Source organism: Halovulum sp. GXIMD14794 (genome assembly GCF_054457455.1).
Window position 1 is genome coordinate 19,971 of the sequence record NZ_JBTLNF010000010.1, and the last position, 25,619, is coordinate 45,589.

The 25,619-nt window shown below is 65.1% G+C and carries 25 protein-coding genes; 19 read left to right on the forward strand and 6 right to left on the reverse strand.

Annotated elements, in window-relative coordinates; all coding sequences use genetic code 11:
- Positions 1–2 precede the first annotated feature (2 nt).
- Genes ACW9UR_RS22470 through ACW9UR_RS22485 form a run of 4 tightly spaced genes read left to right on the forward strand, consistent with a single transcriptional unit; the run spans position 3 to position 4,076 of the window.
- Positions 3–641, forward strand: coding sequence for an NAD(P)H-dependent oxidoreductase (locus ACW9UR_RS22470; protein ID WP_458919318.1), 639 nt, complete (start codon positions 3–5; stop codon positions 639–641).
- Between the two features lie 12 nt (positions 642–653).
- On the forward strand, positions 654–1,445 hold the full coding sequence (locus ACW9UR_RS22475) for a creatininase family protein (RefSeq protein ID WP_458919319.1): 792 nt from the start codon (positions 654–656) through the stop codon (positions 1,443–1,445).
- Positions 1,446–1,482: 37 nt separating this feature from the next.
- A complete protein-coding gene (locus ACW9UR_RS22480) occupies positions 1,483–2,493 on the forward strand; it encodes a ligase-associated DNA damage response exonuclease (protein ID WP_458919320.1) in 1,011 nt (336 codons plus the stop codon).
- The gene (locus tag ACW9UR_RS22485) at positions 2,490–4,076 is read left to right on the forward strand and encodes a cisplatin damage response ATP-dependent DNA ligase (RefSeq protein ID WP_458919321.1); all 1,587 of its coding nucleotides are present in this window, start codon (positions 2,490–2,492) and stop codon (positions 4,074–4,076) included. The genes ACW9UR_RS22480 and ACW9UR_RS22485 overlap by 4 nt, the downstream gene beginning before the upstream one ends.
- Here the strand turns inward: ACW9UR_RS22485 and ACW9UR_RS22490 are convergent, their stop codons facing one another.
- The 4 genes from ACW9UR_RS22490 to kynU form a co-directional block, all read right to left on the reverse strand.
- Positions 4,077–5,438, reverse strand: a complete 1,362-nt coding sequence (locus ACW9UR_RS22490; protein WP_458919322.1) for an alpha,alpha-trehalose-phosphate synthase (UDP-forming) — start codon at positions 5,436–5,438, stop codon at positions 4,077–4,079.
- Positions 5,439–5,464: 26 nt separating this feature from the next.
- Entirely contained in the window at positions 5,465–6,184 is a 720-nt protein-coding gene (gene otsB, locus ACW9UR_RS22495; RefSeq protein ID WP_458919323.1) for a trehalose-phosphatase, read from the reverse strand.
- A gap of 3 nt (positions 6,185–6,187) precedes the next feature.
- Complete coding sequence (locus tag ACW9UR_RS22500) at positions 6,188–6,424, reverse strand: Lrp/AsnC ligand binding domain-containing protein (RefSeq protein WP_458919324.1); 237 nt, start codon at positions 6,422–6,424, stop codon at positions 6,188–6,190.
- Between the two features lie 145 nt (positions 6,425–6,569).
- Positions 6,570–7,763, reverse strand: a complete 1,194-nt coding sequence (kynU, locus tag ACW9UR_RS22505; RefSeq protein WP_458919325.1) for a kynureninase — start codon at positions 7,761–7,763, stop codon at positions 6,570–6,572.
- 97 nt (positions 7,764–7,860) lie between these two features.
- Here kynU and ACW9UR_RS22510 point away from each other — a divergent pair, with 97 nt between their 5' ends.
- The gene (locus tag ACW9UR_RS22510) at positions 7,861–8,160 is read left to right on the forward strand and encodes a hypothetical protein (RefSeq protein ID WP_458919326.1); all 300 of its coding nucleotides are present in this window, start codon (positions 7,861–7,863) and stop codon (positions 8,158–8,160) included.
- Here the strand turns inward: ACW9UR_RS22510 and ACW9UR_RS22515 are convergent.
- A complete protein-coding gene (locus ACW9UR_RS22515; protein ID WP_458919327.1) occupies positions 8,150–8,686 on the reverse strand; it encodes a hypothetical protein in 537 nt (178 codons plus the stop codon). The genes ACW9UR_RS22510 and ACW9UR_RS22515 overlap by 11 nt on opposite strands.
- 330 nt (positions 8,687–9,016) lie before the next feature.
- On the opposite strand from ACW9UR_RS22515, the gene ACW9UR_RS22520 reads away from it, so the two are divergent.
- The 11 genes from ACW9UR_RS22520 to ACW9UR_RS22570 all read left to right on the forward strand — a co-directional run bounded on the left by ACW9UR_RS22520 (position 9,017) and on the right by ACW9UR_RS22570 (position 20,341).
- On the forward strand, positions 9,017–10,060 hold the full coding sequence (locus ACW9UR_RS22520; protein ID WP_458919328.1) for a TRAP transporter substrate-binding protein: 1,044 nt from the start codon (positions 9,017–9,019) through the stop codon (positions 10,058–10,060).
- Between the two features lie 72 nt (positions 10,061–10,132).
- Positions 10,133–10,906 (forward strand): TRAP transporter small permease subunit, encoded by a 774-nt coding sequence (locus tag ACW9UR_RS22525; protein ID WP_458919329.1) that lies wholly within the window; start codon positions 10,133–10,135, stop codon positions 10,904–10,906.
- Between the two features lie 3 nt (positions 10,907–10,909).
- On the forward strand, positions 10,910–12,358 hold the full coding sequence (locus tag ACW9UR_RS22530) for a TRAP transporter large permease (RefSeq protein WP_458919330.1): 1,449 nt from the start codon (positions 10,910–10,912) through the stop codon (positions 12,356–12,358).
- Positions 12,348–13,262 (forward strand): hypothetical protein, encoded by a 915-nt coding sequence (locus tag ACW9UR_RS22535; protein WP_458919331.1) that lies wholly within the window; start codon positions 12,348–12,350, stop codon positions 13,260–13,262. The genes ACW9UR_RS22530 and ACW9UR_RS22535 overlap by 11 nt, the downstream gene beginning before the upstream one ends.
- Positions 13,263–13,297: 35 nt before the next feature.
- The gene (locus ACW9UR_RS22540; RefSeq protein WP_458919332.1) at positions 13,298–14,191 is read left to right on the forward strand and encodes a hypothetical protein; all 894 of its coding nucleotides are present in this window, start codon (positions 13,298–13,300) and stop codon (positions 14,189–14,191) included.
- Positions 14,192–14,295: 104 nt separating this feature from the next.
- On the forward strand, positions 14,296–15,300 hold the full coding sequence (locus ACW9UR_RS22545) for an ABC transporter ATP-binding protein (protein WP_458919333.1): 1,005 nt from the start codon (positions 14,296–14,298) through the stop codon (positions 15,298–15,300).
- Positions 15,293–16,285: an ABC transporter ATP-binding protein gene (locus ACW9UR_RS22550; RefSeq protein WP_458919334.1), complete on the forward strand. Its 993-nt coding sequence runs from the start codon at positions 15,293–15,295 to the stop codon at positions 16,283–16,285. Before ACW9UR_RS22545 ends, ACW9UR_RS22550 begins: the two co-directional genes overlap by 8 nt.
- A 68-nt stretch (positions 16,286–16,353) precedes the next feature.
- Positions 16,354–18,051, forward strand: a complete 1,698-nt coding sequence (locus ACW9UR_RS22555; RefSeq protein WP_458919335.1) for a peptide ABC transporter substrate-binding protein — start codon at positions 16,354–16,356, stop codon at positions 18,049–18,051.
- Positions 18,052–18,139: 88 nt separating this feature from the next.
- Complete coding sequence (locus ACW9UR_RS22560) at positions 18,140–19,153, forward strand: ABC transporter permease (protein ID WP_458919336.1); 1,014 nt, start codon at positions 18,140–18,142, stop codon at positions 19,151–19,153.
- On the forward strand, positions 19,146–20,084 hold the full coding sequence (locus tag ACW9UR_RS22565) for an ABC transporter permease (RefSeq protein WP_458919337.1): 939 nt from the start codon (positions 19,146–19,148) through the stop codon (positions 20,082–20,084). Before ACW9UR_RS22560 ends, ACW9UR_RS22565 begins: the two co-directional genes overlap by 8 nt.
- 59 nt (positions 20,085–20,143) lie before the next feature.
- Positions 20,144–20,341 carry a CsbD family protein gene (locus ACW9UR_RS22570; RefSeq protein WP_458919338.1) on the forward strand — a complete coding sequence of 66 codons (198 nt, stop codon included), beginning with the start codon at positions 20,144–20,146 and terminating at the stop codon, positions 20,339–20,341.
- A gap of 48 nt (positions 20,342–20,389) precedes the next feature.
- On the opposite strand, the gene moaA is transcribed toward ACW9UR_RS22570, so the two are convergent.
- The gene (gene moaA / locus ACW9UR_RS22575) at positions 20,390–21,403 is read right to left on the reverse strand and encodes a GTP 3',8-cyclase MoaA (RefSeq protein WP_458919340.1); all 1,014 of its coding nucleotides are present in this window, start codon (positions 21,401–21,403) and stop codon (positions 20,390–20,392) included.
- A gap of 103 nt (positions 21,404–21,506) precedes the next feature.
- On the opposite strand from moaA, the gene ACW9UR_RS22580 reads away from it, so the two are divergent.
- From ACW9UR_RS22580 to ACW9UR_RS22590, 3 genes are read left to right on the forward strand one after another with little or no spacing between them, the layout of a single operon-like run.
- Positions 21,507–23,138 (forward strand): AMP-binding protein, encoded by a 1,632-nt coding sequence (locus tag ACW9UR_RS22580; RefSeq protein WP_458919341.1) that lies wholly within the window; start codon positions 21,507–21,509, stop codon positions 23,136–23,138.
- Positions 23,135–23,782: a YdcF family protein gene (locus tag ACW9UR_RS22585; RefSeq protein WP_458919342.1), complete on the forward strand. Its 648-nt coding sequence runs from the start codon at positions 23,135–23,137 to the stop codon at positions 23,780–23,782. Before ACW9UR_RS22580 ends, ACW9UR_RS22585 begins: the two co-directional genes overlap by 4 nt.
- A gap of 3 nt (positions 23,783–23,785) precedes the next feature.
- Positions 23,786–25,597, forward strand: coding sequence for a cation:proton antiporter (locus tag ACW9UR_RS22590; RefSeq protein WP_458919344.1), 1,812 nt, complete (start codon positions 23,786–23,788; stop codon positions 25,595–25,597).
- The last annotated feature ends 22 nt before the right edge of the window (positions 25,598–25,619 follow it).

Genomic DNA, 25,619 nt, shown 5'->3' on the forward strand with positions numbered 1-25,619 from the left:
CCATGCGCGCCCTGGTCGTCTATTGCCACCCAAGCCCCGAAAGCTTCACCGCCGCCGTGCGCGACCTCGTCGTCGGGCGGCTGACCGGGGCCGGAGCCGAGGTGCAGGTGCTCGACCTCTATGCCGAAGGGTTCGAGCCGGTTCTGTCCCGGCAGGAGTGGGAGGATTACCTCGATGGCCCCGAGACCGGCAGTCAGCTGGCCGGGCACATCGCCGCCCTGCGCTGGGCCGACACGCTGGTTTTCGTCTATCCGACCTGGTGGTACGGGCTGCCGGCGGTGCTGAAGGGCTGGTTGGACCGGGTGTTTCTACCCGACGTCGCCTTTCGCCTGCCGGAGAAGGGCGACATCATCCCGACGCTGACGCATATCGACCGGCTGGCGGTGTTCACCACCTGCGGTGCAAGCTGGTGGCTGACCCGTTTCATCGGCGCGCCGGGGCGACGCACCATCCTGCGCGGAGTCAAGTTGCTGTGCGGACGCTGTAAGACCGCCTTCGCCGCGCATTACAACATGGACAATTCGACGCCCGAGACCCGCGCCGCGCATCTCAAGCGCGTCGACCGGGTGCTGGATGGACTGATCGGGCAGGGCCGGGCCTCGACCCCCGGCGAGCCGCGCGCCGCGGGCGCTGGCGGCTGAAAAGGAGTAGACATGCGCCGTTACTGGGCGGAATACCGCACAACCGAATACGCCGATATTGATCCGGCGAAGACTATCGCGATCCTGCCGACCGCCGCAATCGAGCAGCACGGGCCGCATCTGCCGGTGGGCGTCGACACGATGATCGCGCAGGGCATGCTGGACCGACTGATTGCCGATGCGCCCGACGACCTCGATTTCCGCATCCTGCCGATCCAGGCGGTCGGCAAGTCGAATGAGCATCTGCACGCCCCGGGCACGCTGACGCTGGCCGCGGATGTTGCGATGAAGGCCTGGATCGACATCGGCCTTTCGGTCGCCCGCGCCGGGGTGCGCAAGCTGGTGATCGTGAACTCTCACGGCGGCAACACCGACATGAACGCGATCATTGCCCGCGAGTTGCGAGTCCACGCCGACATGCTGGTCGCCCGCTGCCACTGGGGCGCGTTCGGCCATCCCGAGGGAATGTACCCGCCCGAGGAACTCGCCTACGGCATACACGGTGGCGACATGGAAACCAGCCTGATGCTGCATTTCCGCCCCGAGCTGGTCGACATGGACAAGGCGCGCGACTTCCGGTCCTCGGCGCAGGATATGGACGACTTCCGCCACCTGCGGCCGACCGGCGGCACCGCATACGGTTGGGTCGCGACCGATCTGAACGCCGCCGGGACCGTGGGCAACGCCTCGGTCGCGACGCCTGAAAAGGGCGCGGCGACCTGTGCGCATCACGTTGCCGGGTTCATCGAGTTGCTGCGCGATGTCGAGCGTTTCGACCTAGGAAAGCTGGGCAACGCGCCCTGACACGCGACAGGCGCGCCGCAGCGCCTATATTCTGGGCATGACGCCCGATGATCTGCTGCACCCGCGCCCCGAGGGGCTCTATTGCCCGTCCGGCGATTTCTACATCGACCCTGTGCGCCCGGTCCCGCGCGCGCTGATCACGCACGGCCATGCGGATCATGCGCGGTCGGGGCACGGCTCGGTGATGGCGACGCGCCGGACGCTAGACATCATGGCGCTGCGCTACGGGGCGGAGTTCGCCGGTACCACGCAGGAGGGGACCCGCGATCCGGTGGACGTGAACGGCGTCACCGTTTCCTTTCACCCGGCGGGGCACGTGCTGGGCTCGGCGCAGATCCGGGTGGAGCGCAAGGGGCTCTCGATCGTCGCGGCAGGGGACTACAAGCGCGGGGTGGATCCGGCATCCGAGCCGTTCGAGCCGGTGCGGTGCACCGTCTTCATCACCGAGGCGACGTTCGGTCTGCCGGTCTTCCGCCACCCGGACCCGATGCAGGAAATGGCCAGGCTGCTCAAATCGCTCGAACAGTTTCCCGAGCGCGCGCACATGGTCGGCGTCTATGCGCTGGGCAAGGCGCAGCGGGTGATCAGGCTGATCCGGGCGGCAGGCTACGAGGACACGCTTTTCATCCACGGCGCGCTCAAGAAACTCTGCGACTACTACCAGTCCGAGGGCGTGGACCTCGGCCCGCTGGAGCCGGCAACCGAGGCGGGCGGCGACAAAGCGCGTTTTGCAGGAAAGATCGTGCTCGCCCCGCCCTCGGCTTTCGCGGCGAAATGGGCGCAGCGCTTCCCCGATCCGCTGATCTGCTTCGCCAGCGGCTGGATGCAGGTCCGCGCCCGCGCAAGACAGCGGGGGGTGGAACTACCGCTGGTGATCTCGGATCATTGCGACTGGCCCGAGCTGACGCGGACGATCACCGAGCTCGACCCCGAGGAGGTCTGGGTCACCCACGGCCGCGAGGAGGCGCTGGTCCGCTGGTGCGCGCTCCAGCAGCGCCGCGCGCGGCCGCTGCACCTGGTGGGCTATGAAGACGAGGCCGCGGAATGAGGCGCTTTGCCGATCTGCTCGAACGGCTGGCCTTCACCCCGCAGCGCTTGGGCAAGCTGCGCCTGCTGCGCGATCATTTCGCTGCCGTGCCGGACCCGGATCGGGGTGTCGCCCTCGCCGCACTGACCGGTGATCTGGATATCCGCGGCGTGAAACCCGCCATGCTGCGCGCGCTGGTCGCCGAGCGACTGGACGAGGAACTGTTCGCGCTCAGCTACGACTATGTCGGCGACCTGGCCGAAACCATCGCCCTGATCTGGGAGCCGCAGGGCACTTTGACCGATCCCGGTCTCTCCGAAACCGTGGACCGTCTGAACGCTGCCGGGCGTCAGGGGGCGCCTTCGGTGGTGCGGGACCTGTTCGACAGCCTCGATACGCCGATGCGCTATGCGTTGCTGAAACTGGCGACCGGTGGGCTGCGCGTCGGCGTCAGCGCGCGGCTGGCGAAACAGGCGCTGGCCGAGTTCGGACAGGTCGACGTCACCGAGATCGAAGAACTTTGGCACGGGCTGAAACCGCCCTATACGGAGCTGTTCGCCTGGCTCGAGGGTCGCGCCGACAAGCCGGTGCAGGCGGCGCTTGCGCCCTTCCGGCCGGTTATGCTGGCGACCCCGCTCGAGGGAGGTGACCTCGGCACGCTTGATCCCGCCGAGTTTGCCGCCGAATGGAAATGGGACGGCATCCGCGTGCAGGCGACCGGTGAGGGCGGCGAGCGTCGGCTTTATTCCCGCACCGGAGACGACATTTCGGGCGCGTTCCCGGATGTGCTGGCGCATCTCGACTTCGATGGCACGCTCGACGGCGAACTGCTGGTGCGGAGCGCCGATGGCGGAACCGCCTCTTTCGGAGATCTGCAACAGCGACTCAATCGGAAAACCGTCGGCAAGGCGTTGATGGCGAAGCACCCGGCCTTCATCCGGGCCTATGACCTGCTGCAGGCGGGGGAGGAGAACCTGCGCCCGTTGCCCTTCGCAGAGCGCCGCGCGCGGCTGGAGTCCTTCATGAAAGACCTCAACCGCGAGCGTTTCGACGTCTCACCACTGGTCCCGTTCGACGACTGGGAGGCGCTGGCCAGCCTGCGCGCCGAGCCACCGCATCCGGTCATCGAAGGGCTGATGCTGAAGCGGCTCGACAGCGTTTATGTCCCTGGTCGCCCGAAAGGCCCCTGGTTCAAGTGGAAGCGCGACCCGTTCCTGATCGATGCGGTGTTGATGTACGCCCAGCGCGGCCACGGCAAGCGGTCGAGCTTTTATTCCGACTACACCTTCGGCGTCTGGACCGAGGAAGAGATGCTGGTCCCCGTCGGGAAGGCCTATTTCGGCTTCACCGACGAGGAGCTGAAGCGTATCGACAAGTTCGTCCGCGACAACACGACTGAACGTTTTGGCCCGGTTCGCTCGGTTCGCGCCGAGGCGGGCTTCGGCCTGGTGCTGGAAGTGGCGTTCGAGGGGCTCAACCGTTCTACCCGCCACAAGTCGGGCGTCGCGATGCGTTTTCCGCGCGTCCATCGCTTGCGGTGGGACAAACCTCCGGGCGAGGCCGACCGGTTGGCAACCCTGCAGGCGATGCTGCCCGAGTCCTGATCAGGCGAAAATCGTCTGCCGCTCCAGCGCCGAAAGAAAGCGTTTCGACCACCAGCGCACGTCCTGCGTCTCGACCACAGACATCAGCCGCTCCCACCGACGCTTGCGTTCCTCGAGCGGCATGTGAAGCGCCTGAGCCATCGCCTGCGCCACCTCCCACGCGTTGTGCGGGTTGATGATAAGCGCCTCGCCCATCTGCTCGGCCGCGCCGGCGAAGCGCGAGAGGATCAGCACCCCCGGATCCTCGGGGTCCTGGGCGGCGACATATTCCTTGGCGACCAGGTTCATGCCGTCCGCGAGCGGCGTGACCAACCCGATCGACGCCTGCCGGTACAGGCCGGCCAGCGTGTCGCGGGGCAGGGGGCGGTGGATGTAGCGGATCGGCGTCCAGTTGATCGTGGCGAACTGTCCGTTGATGCGCCCGGCCAGGTGCTCGGTTTCCTCGCGCAGGTCTTGGTAGGCGGCGATGTCCTCGCGCGTAGGCGGGGCGATCTGCAGGAACGAGATCTTCTCGTGCAACTCCTCGTGATGCTCCAACAGCATCTGGAAGGCGCGGAAACGGTGCGGGATGCCTTTCGAGTAGTCCAGCCGGTCCACGCCGATCATCAGCGCGGCCCCGGTCAGGGACCGCAGCTGGTCCTCGGGGGCGGCATTGCGCGCGGCGCGGGCGAAATCCTCGGCGTCGATCCCGATGGGGCAGCTGGCGACCCGCATTGGCCGGCCGTTCAACTTCAGCCGCCCTTTGCCGAAATCCTCTAGGTCGCCCAACTGCCAGGCGCAATCCAGGAAACTGAGCACGTCGCGGTCCGCCTGCATGCCGAACAGGTCGAAATGCGACAGCCAGTCGATCACTTCGGCGGCGTTCGAGAGGGCCGACAGGTTATGGACGTCCGGGAAAGGGATGTGCAGGAACAGGCCAATGGCGTTCTCGACGCCCAGTTTGCGCAACTCCTGCGCAAGCGGCAGCAGGTGGAAATCCTGCACCCAGATCCGGTCGTCCCGGCGCAGACGGGCTGCGACCTGCCGGGCGATGCGAGCGTTCACGGCGCGATAGGTTTCCAGGTGACCGGGGCGGATGTCGCACAGGTCCGCGCGCCCGTGGAAGATCGGCCACAGCTCGGAATTCGCATAGCCGCAGTAGTAGCCGTCGTACTCGGCCTGGGTCAGATCGAACGCCGCCCTGTCGAAGGGGGCGCCCGGCAGATCCGTCAGGCTGTCGGATGGCGTCTCCGAGGTTTCGCCCCTGTAGCCGATCCAGAGCCCCCCGGTGTCCTTGAGCGCGGAGTCCAGCGCAACCACCAGCCCGCCGGAGGGGTTCGGCCCCAAAGGCAGACGGTTCGAAATGCAGACCAGTCTCGACATGACTTCGCCCCCAAAGTCGTCAATGATTACACGGCGCGTCCCAGCCACTTCAGGAACGCCGCCGGATCCCGCAGCCGGTGCGCGGCCACGCTTGATCCCTCGCCGATCTTGATGCCACAGCCGCCGAACTCTGCCGCAACGCACATCGCGGCCTCGTCGGTGGTGTCATCGCCAGCATACACGGGAAACTTTCCCTGGAAAGGATCTGCGTCCATCAGGTCGCGGACGGCGACGCCCTTGTCGGCGGATCCTGGCCGAAGTTCCCAGGCCATCTTGGCTTCCTGCAATGCGAAGTCGGTATACCGGTCGGCAAGCTCGCCCATGAAACGCGCGACCTCGGGGCCGAGTTCCGGGGCCTGGCGAAAATGCAGGACGACGCTGTGGGTCTTGGATTCGACCAGTAGATCGGGACGTGTCACAGCGTAGTCCGCGACCGCCGCGCGCAATTCCTCGAGGCCTTCGGTGCCGACGGCGACCTCGGGCGTTTCTCCGCGGGCTGCCCGCTCGGCGCCGTGGCTGCCGACGATCGTGCCCGGGAACTCCGGCAGATACCGCCGAATATCCTCGACCGAACGTCCCGAGACCAGCGCCACCGCGCCTTCCAGCCGGTCGTGCAACCGGTCAAGAAGTGCGGGCAAGTGTGGCGGCACGGTGATCGCGTCGGGGCGCGGCGCGATCTCGACCAGAGTGCCGTCGAAATCGAGCAGCAGGGCGCTTTCTCCGGGGATCAGCGCGGGTAGGGACATGGCTCAGAACGCCTTGAACGTCAGCGTGGTCAACGAGCGGTCGATATCCGGGATCGTCAGAACGTTGTCATTGACGTATTTGCCGATGTCCACGCCGTCCTCGATATAGAGCTTCATCAGCAGGTCATACTCGCCGGATGTGGAGTAGAGTTCCGACGCGATCTCCTTGTCATAGAGCGCGTCGGCGACGTCATAGGTACGACCGGGCTTGCAGCGTAGCTGGACGAATACGCAGTGCATGGGAACTCCTTGCGGGTGTGATCTCGCCGCGAAGGTAGCCCGCGCTCGCCGCAGTTCCAAGCCTTCGGCGTGCCTCGCTGGCTTCCACTTTCCGGCAAATATCTCCGCCGGAGGCCCACGCTTGGGCAGGGCGCCGCGCTGGGGATCAGGTCACTGCCGCGCGGGCGTGGAATTCGGGGCGATCCCAGCCACGGGTTTCGAGGATCTCGGCCAGGATTGCCACAGCTTGCCGCACGTCATCCGCGCCCAGGTAGAGTGGCGTCAGCCCGAAGCGCAGCAGGTTCGGCGCACGAAAATCGCCGATCACCCCGCGCGCGATCAAGGCTTGCATCACCGCATAACCCTGCGGGTGCGCAAAAGAGACCTGGCTGCCGCGTGCATTTGCATCGCGGGGCGAAGCCAAGGTCAGTTCGGGGCAATGGGCTTCGACTTCGGCGATCAGCAAATCCCCCAGTTCCTGGCTGGCACGACGGATGTCGGCCATGGACACGCCCTCCCAGACGTCGAGCGCCGCATCGAGCGCTGTCAAGGCGATCACCGGGGGCGTGCCGACCCGCATCCGGCTGCGCCCTTCGGCAGGACGGTAGTTTTGTTCGAAAGCGAAAGGTGCGGCATGGCCCATCCAGCCCGACAGGGCAGGGCGGGCGCGATCGGCCAGCCGGGGCGCGACGTGGATGAAGGCCGGTGCGCCGGGGCCGCCGTTGAGGTACTTGTAGGTGCAGCCCACCGCGAAATCCGTATCGCACCTCGCGAGGTCGACTGGCAGCGCGCCAGCGGAATGCGCAAGGTCCCAGACCGTGACCACCCCAACCGCATGGGCCTTCGCGGTCAGCGCCTTCATGTCGTGCAGCCGTCCGGTGCGGTAGTCCACCTGCGTCAGCATCAACACCGCTATCTCGTCGGTGATTGCTTCCTCGACCTCCTCCGGCGCAACCACCCGCAACTCGTGGCCACGCCCCAGGCTGCGGATCAGTCCCTCGGCCATGTAGAGATCCGACGGGAAGTTGCCGCTGTCCGAGAGGATCACCTTGCGCTCCGGCACCATGTCGAGCGCCGAGGCGAGCGCCTGGTAGACCTTGATGGACAGCGTGTCGCCCACGGTGACGCTGCCTTGCTGTGCGCCAATCAAAGTAGCGATCCGATCGCCCAACCGCTCCGGCAGAGTGAACCATTCGGCACTGTTCCAGCCGCGGATAAGTTGCTGCCCCCATTCGTCGGCCATCATCCTCGCCACGCGCTCGGTAGCGTGACGGGGCAGGGGGCCAAGGGAGTTGCCGTCGAGGTAGATCACCTCCTCGGGCAGATCGAACAGGGCGCGGGTGGCGGAGAAATCGGTCATAACGGGGATGTACCCGCCTTCGCGCCCGCGGGGAAGGGGCGCTAACCGCCTATTAACTCTGATCGCGGAGCTTGTTTCGGTAGCGATGGAGGATGCGATGCGTGTTGTGGCAGTCTTTGTGATGGTGCTGGCGGGCTGTGCCTCTCCCGCGATGCAGTACCAAGGGGTGGAGCCCCAGGTAATGCGGGTCGGCGGGTATGTCTTCAGCGTCTATGCGGGGACTGATGAGGCACAGGTGATCCGCACCAACTTCGTGCCAGTGCCAGATCGGGGCGAGGTGCTGGCCGCCGCGACCGTCGCCGCCGAACAGGCGACCGGCTGCCGGGCGCGCAAGAACGGAGCTGACGGCGATGCAGCCTTGGTCGATGTCAGGTTGATCTGCCCGCCTAGCGGCTGACCGCGCCAACCGAGGTGCGCGGGTTTTCGGGCACCGCGCGCAGCGTCACGATCTCGTAGTCCCAGATCGTTTCGCCTTGTGGAACCGGGACGTCGCGAAAGCTGAACACGGCGTGGAAACTGCGGGCCTGACCCGGCGGGACATCCACCCGCGCGATGCCGTCGTCCTGTGCGATCACCGCGCACTCCGCCAGCGCGCTGTCGGCCGAGGGGCAGTCGTTGAGCGTCGCGAGTATCGTGAATTCGCGCAGTCGGAATTCCTCGGAACCGTTCTCGACCCGCCCCGAGACGCGGAGTAGGCGCGGATCCTGCTCGATCCGTAGATCACTCAGCAAAAGGTCGTCCACCGCCATCTGCGGCGCATCGGGAGTGGACCTGAACAGCTGGTCCCACGTCACGTATACCAGCAGCGCGGCCATGATCGCCGAGAAGATCAGCGCCACGGGACGCAGCTGCCGATCCGAGACGGCGACGATCAGCGAGCCGGCAAGGGCTGCGAAGAAGATGGCAATATGCATGCGTGTCACGGCGGTTCGTCAAAACCCCTAGATAGGGCATGAACCCGGAAATTGCACCTGCGGACGTGTCGCAGGTGGTCGAGCCTCCGAATCTTCCCCGATGTTTTCCGTCGTCTATCGAGGATTGTTAGCAATATTAGAATGTTGTGGTGGGATGTTTGTTTATTTTTTAGAGATTATCGATGATTAAAGCGCTCACTGTATCCAAAAATGGGCGAAATGCCGGCTCCGGTAAAATTTGCCCCTGCGTCGCCCGTATTGCCATTTGGCTATCCGGCAAGCTGTGGTTACGGTGCGGTCGACACATGAAGTTGTCGAACCAACAGGGAAGGAAAACGGATGTACAAGAAGATCCTGGCGAGCACAGCTCTGGCCGGCGCACTGGCTCTTCCGGCGCAGGCGCAGGAGCTGTTCGAGATGACCTCGGGCTACTCGGCCAACCTGCCGATCCTCGGCACCGCGAGCGTGGCGTTCGTCGACAAGATCAACGGCATCTCGGAAGGCGTGGAGTTCGAGCACTTCAACCCGGGCGAGCTGGTCCCCGCGCTGGAGATGCTTGACGCCGTGTCCAACGGCTCGGTCGACGCCGCGTATTCGACCTCGGGCTACTGGCAGGGCAAGATGCCTGCCGCGGGCCTCTTCGCCGCCGTGCCGTTCGGGCCGGAGCCGGGCGAGATGCTGGCATGGATGCTCTACGACGACGGCATGACCATGTTCCAGCGTCTCTATGACGACAACGGGTACAACGTGAAGGTGCTACTCTGCGGCATGTATGCGCCCGAAACGTCGGGCTGGTTCAAGGAAGAGATCACCTCGCTCGAGGATCTCAAGGGCCTGAACATGCGCTTCTTCGGCCTCGGCGCCGAGGTGATGCAGAAACTGGGCGTGTCGACCTCGCTGCTGGCGGGCGGAGACATCTTCCCGGCGCTCGAGCGTGGCGCGATCGACGCGACCGAATTCTCGATGCCGATCGTGGATGCGAACCTCGGCTTTTACAACATTGCGAAGTACAACTACTTCCCTGGCTGGCACCAGCCTGCGACGATGTTCGAGCTGCTGATCAACAAGGATCGCTGGGAGAGCCTGGACGAGCGTGCGCAGAAGCAGATCGAGGTTGCCTGCATGGCTAACCTGGCCGACAACTTCGCCGAGGGCGAGGCCAAGAACTTCCCAGCCATGGTCGAGAACGTCGAGCAGCACGGCGTGACCATCAAGCAGTGGAACGAGGAAGAACTGGCCGCCTTCGAGGCCGCATGGAACGAGGTCGCCGAAGAACTGGCCGCCGAAGACCCGTACTTCGCCGAGGTCTATGCCGACCTGAACGAGTTCCGCGAAGGCTACGCCACCTGGTTCAACAACATCTACCTGCCGCGCCCGCGGTAAGGACCTGAACCCGAAAATGAGCCCCGGTCGGCCTGCCGGCCGGGGCGTCCCGTTTTTCACGGAACGCGCTGTATGGAAAAACCAGAAGAGCTGATCTCGATCTCCGATCCGGGAAAGGTCGGGCGGAACGAGCACAATGCCGCCGACCGCGCCGTCGTCTACGTCGCAAACATCTTTGCCTGGATCTTCCCGATCCTGATCATTGCCATTGTCGCCCAGGTTATCCTGCGGCAGGCGGGCATGAACCAGGCTTGGCTCGACGATCTGCAATGGTGGCTTTATGGCGCCGCGATGATGATCGGCATCGGCTATGCCGTCACCACCAACAGCCATGTGCGGGTGGACATCTTCTTCGCCAATTACAGCACGAAACGGCAGTTGCGGATCGAGATTTTCGGCCTCGTCTGGCTGTTCCTGCCCTTCATCATCTTGTCCTGGGATCTGACGCTGCACTACGCGTTTGCCTCGATCCAGGCGCGCGAAGGGTCCGATAGTCCCAACGGGCTGCACCACCTCTACCTGCTGAAGACGTTCACCAATCTGGCGTTCATCTTCGTCGCCGTAGCGATCTGGGCGGCATACGTGCGTTTCCTCGGCAAGCTGACCTACCCGGCGCTGTGGAAGCAGTTCCTCTTCGCGTTCCCCTCGACCATGTTCCTTCTGAACCTGGTAATTTTCTACGCGCTCTACTGGTGGGTCTTCCTGACCGGTCCCGAGGATCTGAACCCGCGCCAGATCACCAATGAGCCGGTGTTCGAACACACGGTACTGGCATCGGCCATCGCCACCGTCCTGCTGATCGCGCTGGCCTGGGTGCTGCGCCGCAAACCCGCCGAGGACGCCTGATCCATGCAGATCCTGGAATTTCTGGGCCAGTACCTGACCCTCAACGAGCTTGCCGTCGCGGCGATGTTCCTCACCTTCATCGTGCTCCTGTTCCGCGGTGTGCCGGTCGCTTTCGCGCTGGTCGGCGTCGCGCTGATCTTCACTCTGGTGGCCGAGGTGCTGCTGGATCCGAACCGGCAAGCCTTCCGTGATATCATCGAATTCGACCGGACCGGCATCGACTACCGCCGGCTCGGAACGCTCGGCGGGCGGCTGTTCGGCTCGATCATCAAGAACCCGGTGCTCGTGGCGCTGCCGATGTTCATCTTCATGGGCCTGATGCTGGACCAGTCCGGCGTGGCGCAGCGGATGATGCACTCTATGCAGCGGCTGTTCGGCGCGCTGCGCGGCGGTCTTGCGCTCACCGTGCTGCTGATCGGGATCATCCTCGCCGCTTCGACCGGCGTGATCGGGGCCTCGGTGACGCTGCTGGGCGTGATGGCGCTGCCGCAGATGTTGCAGCAGAACTATCACAAGTCGATCGCAACCGGCACGATTGCCAGCGCCGGGACGCTGGGTATCCTGATCCCGCCATCGATCATGCTGGTGATCATGTCGGACCAGCTGGCGATCAGCCTGGGCGATCTGTTCATGGGGGCGCTGTTCCCCGGTCTGCTGTTGGGGGCGCTCTATATAGTCTTCATCGTGATCTACGGCCTGCTGAACCCGCAGGCCATGCCGCTGCCCGAGAAGCACGAGCATGTTGGCTGGCCCGTGGTTCGCGAGGTGCTGCTGTCGGTCGTCCCGCCGATGTTCCTGATCCTGCTGGTGCTGGGCTCGATCTTCGTGGGCCTTGCCACGCCGACCGAGGCTTCGGGGCTTGGCGCGATGGGCGCGACGCTGCTCGCGGCGCTCAACGGCAAGCTCAGCTACACGGTGCTGAAGGAGGTGTCGCGCTCGACGCTCAACACCTGCGGTTACATCGTCGGCATCTTCCTGGCGGCGAACTTCTTTGCCTTCATCCTGCGGCGCTACGGCGGGGACGAGATCGTCGAGGCGCTGGTCACCTCGGCCTTCACCGAGCCCTACATGGTCGTCATCTTCATCCTGTTCATCATCTTTCTGCTGGGCTTCCTGCTGGACTGGATCGAGATCACGCTGATCGTCATGCCGCTGATGCTGCCGATCATTCTGGGCCTTGGACTTGAAATCGACGGCTTCGGCGTGGTGCGGAACCCGTCGATTGTCTGGTTCGCGATCCTCGTTGCCGTGACGCTGCAGACCTCGTTCCTGACACCGCCGGTGGGGTTTGCGCTATTCTACCTCAAGGGCGTCTGCCCGCCACAGGTGAGTCTGTCGCATATCTACCGAGGCATCATCCCGTTCGTCATCTTGCAGCTGATCGGACTCGCGATCGTGTTCAAGGTGCCCTGGCTGGTGACATGGCTTCCTTCGGTCGCCTATGGCAACTGAGGCACCGCCCATCGTGGCGGTGCACCTGGGCGCGCAGAAGACCGGATCGACCTGGCTGCATCAGTTGATGCAGGCGAACGCCGTAGCGCATGCCGAGGTAAGCGTGCGTCTGGTCGACCGGGCCGAGGTTCGGGCCCGCATCACCCGCCCATTGCTCGACCGCAACGCGGTCAGGCCAATGCGGTCGCTTGCGGCTGTCGGCGCGCGGCGATGGCTGGCTGGCGAGGGGCGCGGCGCGGCGCGGCTGGTGATCTCGGACGAGAACCTGATCGGCGGCATCACCGAGGTTTTGCGTACGGGGATGCTCTATCCCTCAGCCGAGCGGCGGATGAGGGCGTTCGCAAGGCTGCTTGGCGCGGGCCCGGTGGCGCTTTTCCTCGGCATCAGGCCGCAGGACCGGTTCTCGTCCTCGCTGACTGCAGAGGCGGTGCGGATAGGCTCTGCCCGGCGCCAGACACCCGAGAGCATCGCCGAACGCTGGTGGCAGAACCGCCCGCGATGGACGCCTGTTGTCGAGGCGTTGGCCACGGCACTGCCGCAGGCGACGATTACGGTCTGGGATTTCGATAGACTGGTTTCCGACCCGGCGGCGGCAGTCAACGCGTTGGCGGGCCTGCCGCCGGATGCGCCTGTTACGAGGCGCGCCCGCTTCCGCCGCGAGAGCCTCTCGGGCCGGGCGATTGAGGAACTGCTAAAGATCCGCGACAGCCGGGGAGTCGACGCCGCCCGCGCCGCCGAGGCGGAAATCCGCGGCCGCTTTCCACGCAGCGATGACTGGCCCGCATTTACGCTCTGGGACCAAAACCGGGCTAACGCGCTGCGGCAGGATTACGCCGAGGACTTGCTGAGGATCGCTGCTCTCGGGCCGCGGGTGCATCTGGTCACCGCGCCGGATCCGGAATAGGAGCGGATACAAGACGGGCGGATCAGGATCACGGTATGAAGATCGCATTGCACCTGGGGGCGCATAAGACGGGCTCGACGTTCATTCAGGATGCGCTGGATGCGGCCCGGCCGATGCTGGAGGAACGAGGTGTCGCCTATGTCCCGCGCCTGGAGTTCCGCAGCGAGGTGACCCGCAAGGTCGGTCTTCATCAGAAACGCGCGCCGGAGCAACGCGCCGCGAAACATGCCGAAGGCGCTGCCGCTCTGGGCACTATGATAGAAGCGGCCTCCGGACTGGATCGGCTGATCCTTTCGGACGAGAACCTGATCGGAAACCCGAACGAGCTGGTTCGGACACGGAAGCTCTACCCGTCTGCCGAACGGCGCCTGGCGATTCTTGCCCCGCTGCTCACCGGGCACGAGGTCGAGATATTCCTGGCGATCCGGCACCACGGGCAATTCGCACGTTCTCTCTATGGCGAGGCGTTGAACGTGCGGTTGCCCCGGTTCATTGGTCCGGACGAGTTTTGCGACGGCTGGGAAGCGGGGCGCCCAAGTTGGGTGCCCCTGATAATCTCTGCGCTGAAAACCTTTCCGACGGCCCGGCTGACGGTCTGGAACTTCCTCGACTTCAAGAAGGATCCGACCCGGTTCCTGAACCTGATCGCCGGACTTGAACGACCCCTCGAATTCGACACCACCGACGCCAGCCGTCGGCCGAGCCTCAGTCACGACGCCACCGAGGCCTTGTTGGAGATCGGAGCGCGCGACGGTATCGAGGCCATGCTCGCCGCGCGCCGGTCTATCGTCCGCAAGTTCCCGAAAGGGCAGGGGAACTGGACCTACCGCATGTGGAGTGACGCCCAAGAGAAGGCGTTTCAGCAGTTGCTCCGCGAGGACCTGAAGCGGATTTCGTCGATTGACGAAAGGGTAACGCTCGTGAGCTGATGTCGTGCATCCGGGCGGGATCGCTCCTTGCAAATTCAAGGGGTTGGTGCATAGTCCGGGCGAGGCGCCGGTATCGTTGTCGCGCCTTCGAAAAGGAGCAGGACATGCCGGATGGCTTCGCGCCGATCCTGGACGTCGAGGATTTGCGCGTTGTGTTCCACATGCGGCAGGGCGCCGTGCATGCGGTCAACGGCATTTCCTTCACGGTCCGGCCCGGCGAGGTGCTCGGCATCGTGGGCGAAAGTGGCTCGGGCAAGTCGGCGGCGATGATGTCGATCCTCGGGTTGCTCCCCAGCCCGCCGGCCGAGGCCTTCTCGAAGCGGGTGCTTTTCGATGGTGCGGACTTGTCTGCGCGGGGCAGCGAAGGCATGCGGGCGCTGCGTGGTGGCGAGATCGGGTTTGTGTTTCAGGACCCGATGACTTCGCTGAACCCCGTTCTGAGCATCGGCTATCAGATCGCGGAACCCATGCGCCTGCATCTGGGCCTGTCGCGCCGCGCGGCCCGCGCCCGTGCAGCCGAACTGCTATCGCTCGTCGGTCTGCCAGACACGAAGCGCCGGCTCGACCAGTTCCCACATGAGCTCTCTGGCGGCCAGCGGCAGCGGGTCATGATCGCCATGGCGCTGGCCTGCGAGCCTCGTCTGCTGATCGCAGATGAGCCGACGACTGCGCTCGACGTCACCATTCAGGCACAGATCCTTGAACTATTGCGTGGTCTCCAGCAGAAGCTCGGGATGGCGATGGTCTGGATCGCGCACGATCTGGGCGTAATCGCCGGTATCGCGGATCGGGTGCTCGTCATGTACGCCGGTCAGATCGTCGAGCATGCGCCGGTGACAGAACTGTTCGCGCGCCCCGTGCATCCCTATACCCGCGCCCTGATCGATGCGCTGCCCCGGACCGACGGGCCGCGTTCTGCAAGGCTCTCGGCGATACCAGGACAACCGCCCGTGCTCCATGCCCCGCCCGCCGGCTGTCCATTTCGGCCGCGCTGCGCGCAGGCGTTCGAGGCGTGCGACGGCCCTTTGCCGGGGCTGCGCGCGACCTCTCCGGGCCACGAGGCCGCCTGTCACCGGGTGCCGCTGCAAGCGGAGACGGTTCTTGTCTGAGCCCGCCGGATCACTGCTGGTCCAAGCCGAAGGGCTCAGCAAGCACTTCCCGGTACGCAGCGGGCTGCTGCGCCGCCAGACGGGGACTGTGCGTGCGGTGGACGGCCTCGATCTGCAGATCAGGGCGGGGGAAACAGTCGCACTGGTCGGCGAAAGCGGCTGCGGCAAGACGACCGTCGGCCGCCTTCTTCTGCGCATCCACCGCCCCACCTCGGGCCGGATAGAAGTCGCTGGTACCGATATCTCGACACTTGAGGGCGAGGCCCTGAGGTCCATGCGGCCCCGAATGCAGATGATCTTCCAGGACCCGATGGCCAGTCTCAACCCCCGGCTGAAGGTTGGCGAGATCATCGCGGAACCTCTGCGCGAGCACAGCCGGATGCGCGCCGTCGAACGGCAGGACAGGGTGGCGGAGCTGATGCAGGCGGTGGGTCTCGACCCGACGCTGATGCGCCGCTATCCGCATGAGTTTTCGGGCGGTCAGCGCCAGCGCATCGGGATCGCCCGCGCCTTGGCGCTGAACCCCTGTTTCGTGGTCTGCGACGAGCCCATCGCAGCGCTCGACGTCTCGATCCAGGCGCAGGTGGTGAACCTGCTCGAAGACCTGCAGGAACGTTTCGGCCTGACTTATCTCTTCATCAGCCACGACCTGGCGGTGGTTCGGCACATAGCCGATCGTGTCGCGGTCATGTATCTGGGCCGAATTGTCGAGATCGGCCCGCGTGACGCCCTCTACGAGAACCCTCAGCACCCGTACACCCGTGCACTTCTATCAGCGGTGCCGCGTCCGGACCCGGTACACGAGCGCAGCCGGGCGCGGATCATACTGTCCGGTGACGTGCCCAGTGCAGAGGCACCGCCGAAGGGCTGCCCGTTTCGTACACGCTGCCCGGTCGCCATGGACATATGCGCGCGGGACCGCCCGGAACTCACCCTGCGCGGCGAGATGCATGCAACCGCTTGTCATCTGCACGACGTCGCGTAGCATGGTGACTATTGTCACGGTCGCGTATCGACCTCTTACCCCCAAACGAGTGCAAGATGGAGCCATCGATGGGACTCAAGATTTTACTGGGTAGCGCTGCGGCGCTGGGCCTCGCCGCCACTTCGGCCTCGGCCGAGCGGGGCAGTGACGGTCAACTCAACCTGCTGTACTGGCAGGCCCCGTCGATTCTGAACCCCTACCTCTCGGGCGGGACCAAGGATCTCGAGGCGTCGTCGATGATCCTCGATCCATTGGCGAATTATGACGAGGCCGGCAACATGGTGCCGGTCCTCGTGACCGAGATCCCAACGGTCGAGAACGGCGGCGTGTCGGAAGATCTGACGTCGATCACGTGGACGCTGCGGGATGACATCCTATGGTCGGACGGCACGCCACTCACCGCCGAGGACGTGAAATTCTCGGCCGAATACTGCATGCATCCCGACGGGGGCTGCAATTCTGCTGCGAAGTTTACGGACGTCGAGACCCTCGAGGTGATCGACCCGCACACTGTGAAGATCACCTTCTCGGTCGCCAAACCGTTTCCCTACGGCCCGCTGGTCGGTGCGATGTCGCCGGTTATTCAGAAGGCACAGTTCGCCGAGTGCACGGGCGCGCGGGCACCAGAATGCACCGAGGCGAATTTCAACCCGATCGGGACCGGTCCGTTCCGCGTGACAGAGTTCCGTGCCAACGACTCGGTGATGCTCGAGGCCAACCCGAACTACCGTGATGCGGACAAGCCTGCCTTCGCGACAGCGCTTCTAAAGGGGGGCGGTGACGCGGCCAGCGCGGCGCGGGCAGTGCTCGAGACCGGCGAATTCGACTATGGTTGGAACCTCCAGGTCGAGCCCGAAATCCTTGCCGGTATGGAGGCTGCGGGCAACGGGGTCGTGGTGTCCTCGTTCGGCCCGGCCGTCGAGCGGTTGCTGGTGAACCAGACTGACCCGAATCTGGATCTCGGCGAAGAGCGCTCCACCGTGGCGCATCCGCACCCCTTCCTGACCGATCCGAATGTGGTGCGGGCTCTCAGCCTCGCCATCGACCGGCAGATCCTGGTCGACGCGGGCTACGGCAGCGCGGGGAAGGTGACCTGCAACATCCTGCCGGCGCCGGACATGATGGTCTCGAGCGCGAACGACTGGTGCATGACCCCGAATGTCGAGGAGGCCAACCGCCTGCTGGACGAGGCGGGCTGGGTGCTCGGCTCGGACGGCGTGCGGGAGAAGGACGGAATGCGCCTGTCGCTTCTCTACCAGACGTCGACCAACTCTGTGCGGCAGGGCACACAGGCGCTCATCAAGCAGATGTGGCAGGCGATCGGGGTCGAAACCGAGTTGCGCAATATCGACGCGTCGATCTTTTTCGGGAACGACCCGGCCAGTCCGGACACGATCCAGAAATTCTATGCCGACATCGAAATGTACACCAATACGTTCGACGGTACCGACCCCGAGAAGTACATGGCGAACTGGCTCTGCGCGGAAGTCCCGTCGCCGAAGAACCAGTGGATCGGCTCCAACAATCCGCGCTTCTGCAATGACGATTACGATGCGCTGGTCGCTCAGATGGGGCAAACCGCCTCGCTGGAGGAACGTGCCGATCTCGCCAAGCAAATGAACGACCTGCTGATCGGCGAAGGCGCATTTATCCCGCTGGTCCACCGAGGCGACGTCTCGGCGCATGCCGTTTCGCTGGAAGGAGTGCGCATGAACTCCTGGGACAGCGAATTGTGGAACGTCGAGGACTGGACCCGCGCAAAGTGACGCCGGACTGCCCTGACTCATGCAGCCCCTCGCCGTGTGCTCGGCGGGGGGTGAATTTTGACAGGAGCGCGCCCGACGCGGCCAGCCGATGTTGACCTATTCTATCCGTCGGCTGCTGTTCGCGATCCCGACACTCCTGCTGATAAGCTTCATCATCTTCGCGGTTCTCGACACCGCGCCGAACGATCCTACCGGCCAGCTGCCATTCACCATCCCGCCAGAGGTCCGTGCGCAAATCCGCGAATCTTTGGGTTTGGATCAGCCGATGCCTGTCCGGTACTTCCGCTGGTGCATTCAGTTCTTCTGGTATGAGCCGCTAAACCTTATCGAGACGTGGACCGGTCTGACAATCGGCGACACGGACGACCGGATACGGGTCCTGAGCTGGCAAACCCGCTCGCCTGTCGTGGACCTGATCGCCGAACGCACGCCGCAAACCCTTTGGGTGATCGGCATGTCGTATGTCTTGGGTGTGTTGATTGCGCTGCCGATCGGGATCATTTCGGCCTACCGGCAATACAGCTGGTTCGACCAACTCGGCACTTTCGTCTCCATGGTCGGCTTCTCGGTGCCGACCTTCTTCTCGGGTCTGGTGCTGATCGTGATCTTCTCGGTGCACCTTCAATGGTTGCCCTCGGTCTACGACACCAGCCACAAGGTCACGGACTGGAACAGTTTCTGGTTCCAGGTCCGGCAGATGCTGATGCCCGTGACGGTCCTGACGCTCTACAACGCCGCGCAGATCAGCCGGTATCTTCGGGCCTCGATGCTGGACAATCTCGGGCAGGACTATGTCCGCACCGCACGTGCCAAGGGCCTGCGGGAGCGCGGCGTGGTCGTGATCCACGTCCTGCGCAACTCGTTGATCCCGGTGGTCACGGTAATCGCGCTCGGCTTTCCGCAGGCGTTGGGCGGCGCAGTAATCACCGAGCAGATCTTTCGCATCAACGGCCTCGGGCAGCTGTTGATCGGCGGAATCCAGGCTGCCGACATCCCGCTGGTGCAGACGCTGACCTTCATGTTTGCCGTGATGATTGTGCTGTTCAACCTGGCGGCCGACCTGATCTACGGCATGCTCGACCCGCGGATCCGCTATGACTGAGGGTGCGGCAGAACCCAATGCGTCGCCGCGACGTAGCGTCTCTGCCAGAGCGGATGTCTGGGCGCAGTTCCTCTCCCATCGCGGAGCGGTCGCCGGGTTGCTTGTGCTGGCCGTCATCGTCGTTTGCGTGATGTTCGGCCCGCTGGTGCATACGGTGGATCCGCAATTCCTGGACTACCTCGACAAGAACCAGGGCATGTCCTGGAAGCACCCGTTGGGCACAGACAACCTTGGCCGCGATACGCTGGCCCAGGTCCTGCAGGGCGGACGGGTCTCGCTTGCGGTGGGGCTGGCCGCGATGCTTTTGAGCCTTGCGCTCGGCGCATTGATCGGAGTTCTGGCGGGCTATGTACGCTGGCTCGATGGACCGCTGATGCGGTTGACGGACCTGTTCCTCGCGCTGCCGCTTCTACCCCTGCTGCTGGTCATAATCATGCTCTATCGCGAGACGTTGCGGGCGCTCTTTGGCCCCGAAGCGGGCGTCTTCCTGCTGATCGTCTTCGTCATCGGAATCACCAGCTGGATGCAGACCGCGCGTATCGTTCGGGGCGAGGTGCTGGCCCTGCGCGAGCAGGAATTCATCCTCGCCGCGCGCTCCATCGGCACGCGGCCGCGGCGGATCATCACCCGGCACATCCTGCCGAACGTGCTGTCCCCGATCATGGTATCGGCGACCCTGGGGGTCGCGAACGCGATCCTTCTGGAAAGCGCACTGTCCTTCCTGGGCCTCGGTTTCCCGTCGGATTTCCCGACCTGGGGGCGGCTTTTGAATGACGGAGTGCAGTTCATGACGGTGACGCCGCAACGGGTGATCTGGCCCGGGCTCGCGATCACGCTGACGGTTCTGAGCGTCAACTACATCGGCGATGGCCTGCGAGATGCGCTGGATCCGCGCATCCGGGGCCGGCGCGGAACCGGCCCGCGGCCCTAGGCGTTTCTCCTTCGACGCGGCGGATGGACCGCCCGTCCTCAGATCAAGGGGGAATGGACATGAATAGCGATCAGTTGGAAGGCAACTGGAAGCAGATCAAAGGCCGCGTGCAGGAAGCCTGGGGCGAACTTACCAACGACGATCTCGATCGGATCGAGGGCAAGCGCGATCAGCTTGTCGGGGTGATCCAGGAACGTTACGGCAAGGAGCGTGCCGAGGCCGAACGCGAGGTGGACGAGTTCCTCTCGCGCCACTGATCGGCCGCAACGACGGGACCCCGGCATCAACGCCGGGGTCTTTTCGTATCAGCCGCCCGTGTGGCTCATGTGTCGTGTCATTGTGCCGCCGACCTTCTGCCGAGAATAATCGAAATCGTGGCCCTTCGGCTTCCGCTCAATCGCGGCGCGGATCGCGGCATCGACCGGTGCGTCGTTGTCATTCTCGCGCAGAACGCGGCGCAGGTCGGCGTCGTCCTCCTGGCCGAGGCACATGTAGAGTTGCCCGGTGCAAGTCAGCCGGACGCGGTTGCAGCTCTCGCAGAAATTGTGGCTGAGAGGTGTGATGAAACCGATCCGCTGGCCGGTCTCTTCGACCCGGACGTAGCGGGCCGGACCGCCGGTCGAGAGGGGAATGTCGGTCAGCGTCCACTGCTTCGCCAGATGCGCCCGCACGTCATCGAGGCTCCAGTACTGGTCAAGGCGCAACCCGTCGCCCATGTCCTCGCCCATGGGCATGACCTCGATGAAGGTCAGGTCGAACCCGCGCTCGCCGCACCACTCGACGAAACGGTAGGCCTCGTCGTCGTTGACGCCCTTGAGTGCCACCGCGTTGATCTTGACGCGAATTCCCGCCTCTTGCGCCGCGTCGATCCCGTCCATCACCTGCGCGAAACGGCCCCAGCGGGTCACGGCCCTAAACTTGTCCTCGTCGAGCGTGTCGAGCGAGACGTTCACGCGCTTCACTCCGCAATCTGCCAGCGGCTGCGCGAAGCGGCGCAACTGGCTGCCATTCGTGGTCAGGGTCAGCTCGTCCAGATCGCCCGAGGCCAGGTGCCGCGACATTCCCTCGAAGAAGGTCATGATGCCCTTGCGCACCAACGGCTCGCCCCCGGTGATGCGCAGTTTCCGCACGCCGAGACTGACGAAGCGCGAGCACAGCCGGTCGAGTTCTTCCAGCGTCAGCAACTCGGCCTTGGGCAGGAAGGTCATGTTCTCGGACATGCAGTAGACGCAGCGGAAATCGCAGCGGTCGGTGACCGAGACGCGCAGATACGTGATCGCGCGCGCGAACGGGTCGATGAGCGGCGGTGTGTCGGACATGATCTTCTCCCTCCCACGAAACCTAGTCCCCGTGCCGGCCCGCTGCAAGCGATAGACCGGCTGCAAACGGCGGGGTAGGGTGCGCCGCAGCAAGGGAGACCTGATGATCCTCGACCGCACCATCGCGGGGCCTGCCCCCTGGGACGAGATGCGCGCCCGCTTTCGCTGGCCGCGTCCCGAACGCCTGAACATCGCCGAGTTCGCCTGCGAGGCGTGGGCCAGGGCCGAGCCTGACCGCCGGGCGCTGACGCTGCTACGCCCCGATGGGGAGGTGCGGCACTACAGCTATGTCGAGCTGTCACGCGCCGCAAACCGGTTCGCCAATGTGCTGCGCGGGCACGGTATCGCGCGGGGCGACCGGGTCGCTGTTCTGCTGCCACAGACCCCCGAAACGGTCATCACGCATCTGGCGGTTTACAAGCTGGGTGCCATTGCCGTTCCGCTGTTCACACTTTTCGGTGAGGACGGCCTGCGTTTCCGCCTGTCCGACAGCGGCTGCAAGGCCTTGGTGACGGACCGGGCGAATCTCGAAAAGGTGCAGGCGATCCGGCCCGAACTGCCGGACCTGGCCGAGGTCTTCTCGATAGACGGAACAGAAGGCGGCGTGCATGCCTTCTGGCAGGAACTGGGCCGGGCCGCCGATGCCTGCCCGACCGCCGACACCGGCCCCGATGATCCGGCGCTGATCTGCTACACCTCCGGCACAACCGGACCGCCCAAGGGTGCGCTCCATGGCCATCGTGTGCTGCTGGGCCACCTGCCCGGCGTGGAGCTTCCGCACGAGTTCCTGCCGCAGAAAGGCGACAGGCTCTGGACCCCAGCCGACTGGGCCTGGATGGGCGGGCTGATGAACGTGATGCTGCCCGCGCTGACCCTCGGCGTGCCGCTGGTGGCGCATCGAATGGCGAAGTTCGACCCGGAACATGCCTGGTGGCTGATGGACCGGCTCGAGGTTCGCAATGTCTTCCTACCGCCCACAGCGCTGAAACTGATGCGGCAGGTGCCGCCACCCAAGCCTCCCGCGCTGCGCTCGGTCGCCTCGGGCGGCGAAGCGCTGGGTGCCGAGATGCTGGACTGGGGCCGGGCGACATTCAGGCGCGACATAAACGAGTTCTACGGCCAGACCGAATGCAACCTGGTTCTGTCCAACGCCGCCAGCGTGCTGCCGCCCAAGCCTGGCTCGATGGGGCGCGCCGTGCCGGGGCACGAGGTGGCGATTCTTGATGCGACCGGGCAGGTGCTGCCATCGGGCGAGCAGGGCGAGATCGCCATCCGCCGTCCCGATCCCGCAATGTTTCTCGAGTACTGGGGCCGGCCCGATAAGACGGCAGAGAAATTCTCCGGCGATTGGATGCGTACGGGCGATGTCGCGGTGATGGACGACGAGGGGTATGTCCACTTCGCGGCGCGCACCGATGATGTGATCACCTCGTCGGGCTACCGCATCGGCCCGACCGAGATCGAGGACTGCCTGGCCGGACACCCGGACGTGGCCATGGCCGCCGCCGTGGGCGTCCCTGACCCGATCCGGACCGAAGCTGTGAAGGCTTTCGTGGTCCTGCGCAGTGGCGCGGTCGCGGACGGGCTTGCCGACGCGTTGATTGACCGCGTCCGCACCCGCATCTCGCCCCATGTCGCGCCGCGCGAGGTGGTCTTCGTGGAAGACCTGCCGATGACCGCGACCGGGAAGATCATGCGCCGCTCGCTGCGCGATGCCGAAGAGGTCGACGCATGATCCTGCGCCTGGTTCTGCTCGGCGGCGGCACCTTCGTGCTTGTTCTGGGGTTTGTCACTGTAAGCGCGCTCTGGCAGGCGCGGGGCCGGCTGCCAGAGAAGGCCGACGTGATCATGGTGCTGGGGGCCCAGACACTAGAAGACGGAACGCTCGCGCGCGCGGCAGTCGAAAGGGTCGAGACGGGTGTCGATCTCTGGCGGCGCGGCCTTGCGCCGAGAATCCTGTTCACCGGCGGGCCTGCATTGCCCGAATACCGTCCCCATGCCGACCTGATGGCCGATGTTGCCCGGAACCTCGGCGTGCCCGAAAATGCGATCATCGTCGAGGATGGCGCGCACTCGACCCTTCAGAACGCGCTCCTCAGCGAGAGACTGATCCCGGGACAGGATGTCATCCTTGTGACCCACGGTTACCACATGGCGCGCTCGCGCCTGTCCGTCGCCTGGGCCGGTATTCCCGTTGCGGGCTATGCTACCCCCGGCGCCTTCACAAACGGCAAAGATGTCGTGCGCGAGGCGCTGGCGACTCCGTTCAACGTCGGGCGCGTCGCGCTCTGGCATGTGCTGGGATGGACGGGGCTTGGCGATCGGGCACGGCTGAGGATGCTGGCGCAGGCGCCCGGCAAGCGGCATCACAAGGGGTAGGGCATGGATCCGGTCACCATCTTCGCTATCATCGGCGTGCTCGGCATAGGCGCGCAGTGGCTGGCGTGGCGTCTGCAAATGCCCGGGATCGTACTGATGTTGGGCGCGGGCCTAGTTGCGGGCCCGGTCACTGGCCTGCTGGACCCCGCCGCCGCGTTCGGAGACCTGCTCAGCCCGATCGTTGCCGTGGCCGTCGCCGTCATCCTGTTCGAGGGCGGGCTGACACTGAACCTGCACGAGTTGCGGGCGACTGGTCCTGTCGTTCGCCGGATGGTCTTGCTCGGCGCGCCGCTCGGTTGGCTGTTCTCGACACTGGCGTGCCACTATGCGGCGGGGCTCGACTGGGCCAGTTCGGCGGTATTCGGCGGCATTCTCGTGGTCACAGGCCCAACCGTCATCATCCCGTTGCTGCGGCAGGCCCGGATGAAGTCCCGCCCGGCGCAGATCCTGCGGTGGGAGGCGATCGTCAACGACCCTGTCGGCGCGCTTTGCGCAGTGCTGGCGTTCGAGGTCATAGCCGCGCTCGCCGGGGCCAGCACGTTGGCCAAGGCGGCCGAGCATTTCGCGCTGGGCATCGGCGTCGCGGCGCTGGCAGGGCTTGTCGGTGGACGTGCCATCGCCTGGGCCTTCCGCCGCGGGCAGGTGCCCGAGTACATGAAGGTGCCGGTGCTCTTCGGCGCGGTGCTGGCCGTCTACGCGTCGACCGACAGCGTTCTGCACGAAAGCGGGCTGCTTGCGGTGACCGTCATGGGCGTGGTGCTGGCGAATGCCAACCTTCCCTCGTTCGACGAGCTGCGCCGCTTCAAGGAGCATGTCACCGTCATCCTGGTCTCGGGCGTGTTCATTCTGCTGGCGGCCTCGCTCGAGGTGGAGCAGATCTCCCAACTCGACTCGCGCGCGGTTCTGTTCATTCTTGCAATCGTCCTTCTGGCACGCCCGCTCGCCGTCGCATTGTCGCTGATCGGCACGGGCTTGCCTTGGCAGGAGAAGCTGATCACGGCCTGGATCGCGCCCCGTGGCATCGTGGCCGTGGCCGTTGCAGGGTTGTTCGGCACCCGCCTCGTCGAACTGGGTTTCGAGGACGGGGCGCGCCTGCCACCGCTCGCCTTCGCCCTGGTCGCAGCGACGGTCGTGCTTTCGGGCTTCTCGATCCGGCCCGTGGCGCGTGCGCTGGGCCTAGTCTCGACAGACGTGCCGGGCGTGCTGTTCGTCGGAGGCAGCCCTTGGGCGGTCGCGCTGGCCGAGCGCCTGCAGGAGGCGGAGCTTCCGGTGCTGATCGCGGACCGCAACTTCCATCGCCTGATGCAGGCGCGGGCAGCCAAGCTGCCCTATTACCACGGCGAGATCCTCTCAGAGGCGGCAGAGCACCACCTCGACATGAATGCCTACGGCACGCTGATTGCCGCCACTGACAACGACGCTTACAACGCGCTGGTCTGCACCGACTTCGCGCCCGAGTTCGGCCGCAACAATGTCTTTCAGCCCGGACGTGCCGACCCGGACGGCAGCCAGCGCGGACTGCCGGCAACGCTCGGTGGGCGCGCCTTCGGCGGCGGCCTGACCCATGCCGAGGTGGCCCGGCGGGCCGCAAATGGCGAAGGCTTCATCTTGACCGACGTAGCCGGTGAGAAACCCGATTGGGACGGCTGGCACGCGGATCACCCCGGCGCGGCGGTCCTCGCGGTGCTGAACGGCGGCACGATCACGTTCCTCGACAAGGCCGCGCCTCCCCGCCTGCGCAGCGGAGACCGGGTACTATGGCTCGCGCCCACGCGGACCGTCCAGCCATCTCCGGCCGACGACGAGGACGACTGACGCCCCTGCCTTCCGCTTTCCT